This is a genomic window from Methylothermaceae bacteria B42 (assembly GCA_001566965.1).
Lineage (GTDB): Bacteria > Pseudomonadota > Gammaproteobacteria > Methylococcales > Methylothermaceae > Methylohalobius.
The window spans coordinates 20,064-28,707 of the sequence record LSNW01000015.1; the positions used below are offsets into that span (position 1 = coordinate 20,064).

An 8,644-nucleotide genomic window follows, 5' to 3' on the forward strand; every position below is an offset into this window, starting at 1 on the left:
CTATTCCTCCCCGCCCAGCCAGACAGCCTTAAGGGAGGCAATGCCCTGGCTGACTACTTGATCGCCAGGTTTCAGCCCCTGCCGGATATAAACCGTGGTATCGGTCAATGCCGCAAGGGATATGGGGGTCACCCGAAATGTCTCAGCGCTCCGGATAACAAATACATACGATTTGCCTTCATGGGATACCAGAGCGCTTCGCGGCAATTCCAGAAAAGGCGGATCAGCCTCTACATAAAGCCTGGCGTTCACCTTCAAACCCGGACGCAAACGCTGCCGTTCAATCAACTCGGCCACTACCCGCACAGTTTGGCTTCCGGGGTTGACGGTGCCGGCTATCAAACGAACCCGCCCAACGCCTCTTTTGCCTTCCACCACCACTTTGTCTTTGGGTTTTAAGCGCATGGCCAGATTGGCGGGCACCGCCATTTCCAGCCATAATTGCCTCAGGGCAGTCAGCCTGAAAAGCGGCGCCAGGCGTTCAACCCGCTGCCCCACGATAGCTTCGCGCGCGGTCACCACGCCGGCATCGGGAGAAGTCATAGGCAAGCGGCTGTCAAGCTTGCCCGCCCGGAGCAACCACTCAATCCGCGCCTTGGGCAATCCCAAAATCTCCAGTTCACCCCGGGCCTGGGCCAGGGTTGTTGCTGCCCGGCGCCAATTTTTCCGGGTCTCCAGCCAACGGCCCTTGGCAATGATGCCTTGCTGGAACAGTGGTTTTTCCCTTTCGTATTTCGCTTTCGCTACCTGGAATTCCTGCCAGGCGCCGAGTAAATGTTGTTGATGGCGCAAAAGCTCGGGGCTGCGAAGCTGGATAAGCACCTGCCCCTTGGTCACGGACTCCCCCTGAACCACTTTCACTTCATCGATTATCCCCGCCAAGGGCGCGCTAATCACATATTCCGATTCCGGCGGCACCGTTACCGTCGCCGGCACCAGTCCCACGGGAATTTCCCGAACAAGGCGTGGGCTGGAAACCTGGATACCCAAGCGCTTTTGTTCTTTCACCTCAACGGAGATAATGCCCTGCCCCCATGCGCTACTGAAGCACATCCAACAAAAAATCAAGCGGCTGAGAAACTTCATGGCAGCTCACCTACCGTTTGGTTATATTGGGCAACCGCACTCTTGGCTTTGACCCGCCATGCCTCTAAATCCCGCTGTGCCTCCTGGGCCAGCAATTGAATCTTGAGCAAATCAATCAAATTCATTTCTCCGGCTTCAAACGCCTTGCGCCCCAGCGCTAAATTCTCCGCCGCCAATTGGTGGCGCGCCTCGGCTTGTTGTTTTTGTACTCGGGCAATCTCCAATGCGTGCCGCGCTTCGTGGAGATCTCTTTCCAGGCGCCGGAATAAATCCCCTCTTTCCGCTTCCGCTTCCGCCAATGCCGTCCGCGCGGAGGCGATATTGGGCGCCTGGTAAGTGCCGCCGCCAAAGGGCAAGGTCAGGTTGGCCACCATGCCATTGATGGTTTGCCCGCCCCGCTCGGTGTGCTCATGATGGCTGCCGACGGTGAAATAAACCTGCTGGTTACCGGTATCGGATTCGAATTTTGTCCACTCCGCCCTGGCTTTTTCTTCCTCCAGCTTGGCGGTAATCGCCGCCAGCAAGGGGTGGTCCAGACCGATGGCCTTTCTGTCGGTCAAGGTTTCGGCAAAAGAAGCCGGGGCCCGGTCCATGCGGGTCAAATTCAGATAGCGCCGGCGGGCGTGCATCCATTCCGCTTCGGCGGCCACCGCTTCCGATCTTCGTTGCAAGAGGTGGGTCTGGGCCAACAGCAGGTCGGTTCTAGGCAAATCCCCCGCTTCCACCCGTTTACGGACGACATCGGTCAATTGCTGATTCACCGCCAATACATTGCGGGCGGTTTCATAATCCACCTTTTTCATCTGCAGATCCCACAATGCCTCCCGCACCAAGCCCGCTACCTGCAACTTCAATGCCCGACGATAGGCCTGGGCATAGCGAACAGCCTGGCCGGCCACCTGTTTTGCCGCCGCCCGCTGGCCCCACTTCCAGATCATAAAGGTCAAATCGGTATCAATGGACCACTGCCCGGTATCATCCCCCACCTGATCTCCACTGTAAGTCGCCCCCAACATCACAGGGCCGGCCAGTAGCCCCCCGGCACGCTTCCGCCAGGCACTGGATTCTTCCTCTAGCGCAGAAACCAGATGACTGCGCGGATACACCTTCTCTGTGGCAGCCACTACATCACCCAGGGTTAATGCCGGGTCATAGGTTAGTTCATCATGGTGAGGCATCAGCAGGGCTTCTTCTGCATAGACACTCGCTGACCATCCCATCAACAAAACCATTATCCAGGCCGTCACAATGCCCATTCAATTTCCTCCAAAAACGTACCTTAAGGGAAGCGCTGAATCATTCGTTCGTGAATTCTCAGCCCGCAAGAAACAAAAATACATTTTTCGTTTCTTTTTACAAAAACAAGTATTTAACGCAATTGATTTTGGTGGTATCCCCTTGTGCCATAGAAATCTCTGGATAAACCAAAGATTCCTAAACCCATTGCAAAGGAGAAATCAGGCAGGAGGCGCGCGGGGCAAAGCCTTTGAGGAATATTCGACGGGAGAAAAAACAGATTGTGAAGACTGACAAACGCCCTGTGCGTAGAAAGTCAAGCCAGCGGGAAAAAGGGATGGCGGCAGTGATGGAGGCTGTTTGGACGAAGTTGCCTTGGGCAAAACACCTTGACTCAAGCCAACAACAATCCCCTTTTCACAACCCAGGGAGTTTGCCGGAAGGAAGAAAGTTTGCGCGGTATTCCAGGCTTCCAGACCCGGAATATGAAAGGCCGTATTCGCTGGCTCCTCGCCTAAGTGGGCATGCACCAAAGGCGCAAAAACCTGGGGCAGGCACAACAACAAGATTAAAAAAGGACGGCAATAACGCAAAACGGCCTCTCAATTGACTGAGAGACCGAGTATAGCTTTCATTGCCCCATTGGACAAGGTGGCGGCGTCCAACGCATCATTATCATTTAAAAATTACCGGGGCGTGACAAGCGCCGGTTGCAGAGAATAGCCCCGCAGCAAAGCAGCAAATTCATGCAGTGCCTCAATACCCGTCTGCTCCGCTTCCTGACACCACGCTTTCAGCTTTTCCAATCGAACCTCGGGGTGTGGCGCGCGTTGCGCCCAGATTTCCTTCAAGCGGGCCTTGAACTGATACACAGTGCGTAAAGCTTCACTGCTGCTCATGGCTTGATTAACCACTTGTTCCGATTGCGGGTCCAGTTGGATATCTTCCCGTACCAAGAAGGGCTTGACTTGTTTTAAAGTCTTGCGCACTTGACGGTCAGCTGACTGATATTCCCCTTTCAAGACTGGCAAGATGACAGTGCGGGCATACAAGGTTAAAACATGGAAGCGGTTGCGCATCAACGCTTGCACGGTTTCCCCGCTCAGAACGCCACCTTCGCGCCGCATCCGTACTTTAGGGGCAATGCGCTTGATCTTGGCCAGGCCAAGAATCGACAGTATGCGGATGTAGAGCCAGCCAATGTCGAACTCCCACCACTTGTTGGATAATTTGGCCGAAGAGGGATAGGCGTGGTGATTATTATGCAGTTCCTCGCCGCCTACCAAAATCCCCCAAGGAATCAGGTTGGTAGCGGCATCGGTGGTTTCAAAATTACGATAGCCAAGATAATGACCCAGGCCATTAATGACACCAGCGGCCCACACGGGTATCCAAAGCATTTGCACCGCCCAGACCGTCAGGCCCAAAACGCCGAAGCAAGCCAGATCAATCAGTAACATTAAAGGAATGCCTAATTGTGAAATTATCGGCTGGGCATAGACGTTTCGCTCCAGCCAATCATTGGGAGCCCCCCAGCCGTATTGCTCAATGGATTTGCGGTCTTTGCGGGCCTGGCGATAAAGCTCCGCGCCCTCCAATAAAACCTTTCGAATCCCCAGCACTTGAGGGCTGTGGGGATCTTCCTCCGTTTCACACTTGGCGTGGTGTTTGCGGTGAATGGCCGACCATTCCTGGGTTTGCATGCCTGTCGTCAACCACAACCAAAAGCGGAAAAAATGGCTGACAATGGGATGAAGGTCCAAAGCCCTGTGGGCCTGGCAACGATGGAGATAAATGGTAACCGCCGCAATAGTAATATGAGTCAACCCCAGGGTGACTACAACATAACCCCACCAAGGAATATTGAATAAACCGTATAGCATAGAAATTTTAAATTTAAGTTGGAAAAATAAGGAACATAGATTCTAAGCATCAACCACAACAGAAGGTGCTGGGAAAAGATATTCAAAAAAGACAATCTTTAATAAACAATGTTCATTAATATTGAGTGTAGCCTATAACCTTATCATTAGCAAGTTATGTTTCAACGGCAACCGATGGCTTCATAATCTTAATAACTTGCCCAAAAAGTCTCATAAGCATAAATGGCATTCAAGTGATGCAAAAAAGCATGGCGCGCATTGTGGGCCCAAAGCAGGGTCAAATGATGTTGGACTTGGCGATAAGGCTTTTCCGCCAATGTATCCAAAGCAAACTCTTCGGCCAGTTTTTCCACCAAAGCCAGCCACATTTCACTGACACCTTGAATATATAAGGGCCAAGTCTGTTGAATAATCGCTGGCCATGACGGGTCGCTCGTATCCTCTATATCTGGCTTGAGGATTTGTCTAAAGTCATCAAAATGAATCTGGGTAATCATGCCCTTTTGCCGCCATGCCATTAAATCGGGATCGGTTTCAATTTGGGCGTAAATGGCTTGCGCCGTCTGGGGCGTGGCATAGAAAATAAAACTAAAGCGGTGCCCGCCACCATCACGGCCAGCCCGGCGGTGAACCCGCCAATATTTGATTTGTGGCCGGTATTGTTTAAGCACAGGCAGAATAATCCGGTGGGCCACCATGACATCCCGGTGCCACAAGGGCGCGCTGTTTGCCGGCCATTCGAAACGAAATGCAGCATACCACCAACCGTAATCTTTCGATAAAGCCGCGTCAGAAGGAGTTTCTTCAGAATATTGTTCTTTTTTAGAAAGGTTGGCAGCGCAACCCGAAATTAATAATAATACAGTTATCAAAAACAAGAGATTTTTCACTGCTTGACTGCCTGAACAACACTATCAATCCGGTTTTGACGCAACCGGGTTCTGATCTTTTCCACTTCATTCATTTGCCTGAACGGACCAATTCGAACCCTATACCATTGGGTCCCGCGAATAGTGGCGGGCTGGATTTTCGCCTCTACCCCCAATAAAGCCAGCTTGGCCTTGAGACGATCCGCATCCCGGATACTTCGGAAAGACCCCGCCTGAATCACATATTGCCCGGGCTTTGCCCGTCCCAACCGCTCCTGACGCTTGCGGGTCTTGATTTCCCCCTCGGGAATAATGACCTCTTGTTCTGGAAGCATAGTATAAAAAGAAAAATCTGGCGTTTCCCGGATTCGCGCCTCGGCGGGGGGCAGGGAAGCTGCTTTTTCAGGCACGGATTCGTTGGATGCACCTTTATTCAAGGAATAAAGAAAATAGACAAAGCCTCCAACAACTAAAATACCCAACCCCCACTGCCACCAGGGCGCCGGCCGCCTTTCGGGGTAGTTAGGCTTCTTTTTCCGGACATTGGTTGCTCGACGCCGGGCCATGGGCTTACATCGCCTCCGGCGCGGAAACATCGAGCAACCGCAAACCATTGGCAATGGTTTGACGCACGGCTTCAATCAGATTCAAGCGGGCGTCACGCAAGTTTTCATCCTCCACCAAAAACGTATGGGCATTGTAGTAAGTATGAAATTGCGCCGCCAATTCCCGCAAATATTGCGTGATTTGGTGGGGTTCCCGTTGGCGCGCCGCCCTTTCCACCGTTTCCGGATAGCGGGCCAACGTAATCAATAGGGTTTGTTCGTGCGGTTCTGTCAAACGTTCCAGACTGGCCAGCCCCCTGGCCACATCGTGACGCCAGCCTTTTTCTGTCAATTGCTTGAAAACGCTGCACACCCGGGCATGGGCGTATTGCACATAATACACCGGGTTTTCATTGGATTGGGACACCGCCAATTCCAGGTCAAAATCCATGTGCTGCTCGGCCTTGCGCATGCAATAAAAGAAACGGGCCGCGTCCTTGCCCACTTCTTCGCGAAGTTGACGCAGGGTGACAAATTCCCCGGCCCGGGTGGACATGGGGACTTTTTCCTTGCCCCGGTACAAAATGGCAAACTGCACCAGCCGTACTTCCAGCGCTTCAGGATCATGATCAAGCGCCTGAACCGCCGCTTTCAATCGAGGGACGTAACCGTGATGATCCGCTCCCCACACATCAATCAAATAGTCAAATCCCCGCTCGAACTTATTTTGATGATAGGCAATATCGGAAGCGAAATAGGTCATCTGGCCATTTTCCCGGATCACGACCCGGTCTTTTTCATCCCCGAAGCGGGAAGAAGCAAACCAGGTTGCGCCTTCCTTTTGATACAAATAACCGGCATTTTCCAATGTTTGCAACACTTGCTCCACTGCCCCTGATTGCACCAGGCGGCGCTCGGAAAACCATTCATCGTAGTGAACGCCAAATTCCTCCAAATCCTCCCGAATATCGTCCAGGATACTACCTAGCGCGGATTGAAAAACCTCCTCGTAAGCGTCATCTCCCAGCAGGGTTTTAGCCCGCTGAATCAGAGCATCAATATAGAGTTCCTTATCGCCTTCTGGCGCATCGGGTGGTAACCCTTCCATCACCAATTCGGCGGGACGGCGGAATTCGTCACTTACTTTGGCATGAAGCGATTGTGCAATCGAGCGGATATATCCGCCCCGGTAGCCATTTTCCGGAAAAGGCACCCCTTCTCCACACAGTTCCAAATAACGCATCCAGACACTGACAGTTAGAATATCCATCTGCCGGCCCGCGTCATTCACATAATACTCCCGATGCACCCGGCAACCGATGGCGCTTAGAAGATTAGCGACACTAGCACCGTAAGCCGCCCCCCGTCCATGCCCCACGTGCAAAGGACCGGTAGGATTGGCCGAGACGAATTCGATATGAATCCGCTGACCAGCACCAATTTGGCTGGTACCAAAAGATTCCCCTTCATCCAAGATCCTGCCAATTACGTCAAATTGCGCGGCAGGCTGGATAAAGAAATTGATAAACCCTGGTCCTGCAATTTCCACCTGCTTGACCATTGGGTCATCAGGCAGCGCCTGTACAATTTTCTCCGCCAACTGCCGGGGCGGTAAAGCAGCTGGCTTGGCCAGGGCAAGGGCGATATTGGAGGCAAAATCCCCATGGGAAGTATCTCGAGCCCGGTCCACCCGGACTTGATATTGCAAATCTGAAGGCATTTCACCTTGTTGCTGCAGTTGTGTGATGGCTTGCCGCAGCAATTGCTGTAAATGATCTTTCATGGATTCTTCGGTAGGAAAAGGGAAAGTATTATCCTTGAATTGATCATACTGTGGCAACGATATGATCAGGATAATTTTCCTGTCGGGGATTGACGAGGCTATAAATAAGATTATTCTGGTGGCTGTTTGATTCAATCAGGAGACTCCGCATGACCACTGAACATACTTACAAAGTCATAGAAATCGTCGGCTCCTCACCGGACAGCATCGACCAGGCCATCCGCAACGCCATTGCCAAGGCATCCAAAACCCTGAAACACTTGAATTGGTTTCAGGTAACAGAAACCCGGGGCCATATCGTCAATGGCGAAGTCGGTCATTTTCAAGTAGTGCTGAAGGTGGGATTCCGGCTGGAAGACTAAACACTATAGCCACTCTTCCCTAGCCCGGATATTTCACCAGCATCCCGGATGATGGCACAGGACAGGTGCGACTGGGCGCCGGGCTGGACTGAAAGGCATAGCCGTAGCTATGGCTTGAAGGAAGCCCAAGCCCAGACGTGCCTGGACAAGCCAGGGCCGGGATAGGATTCGGGCGGAATCCAAAATGGATTTCGTGGAAATCATCAAACCCAAGCATTTTATATTTAAAAATCAGCCGACTACAAAAAAGCCCGAATCCGGCTGGTGAAATATCCGGGCTAGAAGCCAAGCCCGAAATGGCTGATGCTTGTTTTGGTACTTTTCCACAAGATTTTGTTGATCACTGAAATCTTGGCTCGCAGTATCTATCGGCCAAACTATTAACAGCACCATACTCAAGTAAAGTCTGACTGAAAGAACTTGGCTTGGCTTCAACCCCAACCAAACTAAAAAATCAGAGCAATCAGCCTACACAGGTAGACTAACGCTTTCCTCGCTGGCCATTTTGGTTTCGCCAGCAACATATCAGTCATTTCACACAAACAATCAGTCATTTCCCGCTTTCGCATGGCCAAAGATATCCGGAATTCTTTTTAGCCTGTTGAAATAAAAGAAAATTATTTTTTGGCATATACCTTGCTAATTGTTAACTGCGGCTTGTAAGCCGCATCCATGGTTAACCAATGGAAACCAAGGAGCCTATTTAAGAAGGTCTGAATTAAGTCAGACCTTCCTGTGAATACTCCACCGGCTAAAAGCCGGATTGATCGGCCATTCGGCCGATTGTCCCCTCTCCCAAAACTGGGAGAGCAACCGTGTTCCCTGTCAAGCCATTTTTGGCGTCCAAGGGGTGTTATTTTTAATCATGGCGTTCATGATG

General features: G+C 51.6%; 8 protein-coding genes. 1 reads left to right on the forward strand and 7 read right to left on the reverse strand.

The window, feature by feature from the left end; genetic code table 11:
• From AXA67_07890 to argS, 7 genes are all read right to left on the reverse strand, one after another.
• Positions 1-1,086 (reverse strand): hypothetical protein, encoded by a 1,086-nt coding sequence (locus AXA67_07890; GenBank protein KXJ40908.1) that lies wholly within the window; start codon positions 1,084-1,086, stop codon positions 1-3.
• On the reverse strand, positions 1,083-2,342 hold the full coding sequence (locus tag AXA67_07895; protein ID KXJ40909.1) for a hypothetical protein: 1,260 nt from the start codon (positions 2,340-2,342) through the stop codon (positions 1,083-1,085). Before AXA67_07895 ends, AXA67_07890 begins: the two co-directional genes overlap by 4 nt.
• Positions 2,343-2,543: 201 nt before the next feature.
• Positions 2,544-2,915: a hypothetical protein gene (locus AXA67_07900; protein KXJ40910.1), complete on the reverse strand. Its 372-nt coding sequence runs from the start codon at positions 2,913-2,915 to the stop codon at positions 2,544-2,546.
• A 93-nt stretch (positions 2,916-3,008) separates the two neighbouring features.
• Positions 3,009-4,205: an aminotransferase gene (locus tag AXA67_07905; GenBank protein KXJ40911.1), complete on the reverse strand. Its 1,197-nt coding sequence runs from the start codon at positions 4,203-4,205 to the stop codon at positions 3,009-3,011.
• 188 nt (positions 4,206-4,393) lie between these two features.
• A complete protein-coding gene (locus tag AXA67_07910) occupies positions 4,394-5,095 on the reverse strand; it encodes a hypothetical protein (protein KXJ40912.1) in 702 nt (233 codons plus the stop codon).
• Positions 5,092-5,640, reverse strand: a complete 549-nt coding sequence (locus tag AXA67_07915) for a hypothetical protein (GenBank protein KXJ40913.1) — start codon at positions 5,638-5,640, stop codon at positions 5,092-5,094. Before AXA67_07915 ends, AXA67_07910 begins: the two co-directional genes overlap by 4 nt.
• Positions 5,641-5,644: 4 nt before the next feature.
• Complete coding sequence (argS, locus tag AXA67_07920; GenBank protein ID KXJ40918.1) at positions 5,645-7,402, reverse strand: arginine--tRNA ligase; 1,758 nt, start codon at positions 7,400-7,402, stop codon at positions 5,645-5,647.
• 149 nt (positions 7,403-7,551) lie between these two features.
• Between argS and AXA67_07925 the strand changes: the two genes are divergently transcribed.
• Positions 7,552-7,764 carry a hypothetical protein gene (locus AXA67_07925; protein KXJ40914.1) on the forward strand — a complete coding sequence of 71 codons (213 nt, stop codon included), beginning with the start codon at positions 7,552-7,554 and terminating at the stop codon, positions 7,762-7,764.
• Positions 7,765-8,644: the final 880 nt, after the last annotated feature.

What these genes read in the sequence shown, in the direction of transcription:
- AXA67_07890 (KXJ40908.1), bottom strand. Translation starts at nt 1,086, where the DNA reads ATGAAGTTTCTCAGCCGCTTGATTTTTTGTTGGATGTGCTTCAGTAGC.
- AXA67_07915 (KXJ40913.1), bottom strand. Translation starts at nt 5,640, where the DNA reads ATGGCCCGGCGTCGAGCAACCAATGTCCGGAAAAAGAAGCCTAACTAC.
- AXA67_07895 (KXJ40909.1), bottom strand. Translation starts at nt 2,342, where the DNA reads ATGGGCATTGTGACGGCCTGGATAATGGTTTTGTTGATGGGATGGTCA.
- AXA67_07925 (KXJ40914.1), top strand. Translation starts at nt 7,552, where the DNA reads ATGACCACTGAACATACTTACAAAGTCATAGAAATCGTCGGCTCCTCA.
- AXA67_07905 (KXJ40911.1), bottom strand. Translation starts at nt 4,205, where the DNA reads ATGCTATACGGTTTATTCAATATTCCTTGGTGGGGTTATGTTGTAGTC.
- argS (KXJ40918.1), bottom strand. Translation starts at nt 7,402, where the DNA reads ATGAAAGATCATTTACAGCAATTGCTGCGGCAAGCCATCACACAACTG.